This is a genomic window from Rhizobium ecuadorense, assembly GCF_001187535.1.
GTDB classification, from domain to species: domain Bacteria; phylum Pseudomonadota; class Alphaproteobacteria; order Rhizobiales; family Rhizobiaceae; genus Rhizobium; species Rhizobium ecuadorense.
This window is the reverse complement of the sequence record NZ_LFIO01000801.1, coordinates 1-364: the sequence shown is the minus strand read 5'-3', so window position 1 is coordinate 364 and position 364 is coordinate 1. Positions and strand designations below refer to the sequence as shown.

The 364-nt window shown below is 52.2% G+C and carries 1 protein-coding gene; it reads right to left on the bottom strand.

The genetic code is table 11. The features are described 5' to 3' along the window. On the bottom strand, window positions 1-219 hold a 219-nt coding region (locus AF337_RS46060; protein WP_193393618.1), incomplete at its 3' end, for an FAD/NAD(P)-binding protein. Window positions 220-364 lie beyond the last annotated feature (145 nt).

The following is a 364-nucleotide window of genomic DNA, read 5'->3' as shown; positions in this document are numbered from 1 at the left end:
GCTGGTCAGCACCGTCGACGCGGGCTGACTTATGCCCTCGCCGATATCTATCTTTGCTCGCGGATCGAACATCACCAGATGGAAAGGCCGATCAACTCTTTTGAAAAGAGCGATTGCGGTCATGATCCCCGTGAAGCCTCGGCCGACAATCGCAATCCTTGCGAGATGGTCCGCATTCTGGCTCTCCGAATTCGAAGAACGTGACGAGAGAAGAGTCATTCATCGGCTCCTTCTGCGTTGGACCGGTCCGCCTACATCCGCCCGATCCGCCCAGTCGCATAATTCTCTACTAAAATAATAGAAAATCATATCCCTGTCTCTTATACACATCTGACGCCTGTCTCTTATACACATCTGACGCTGC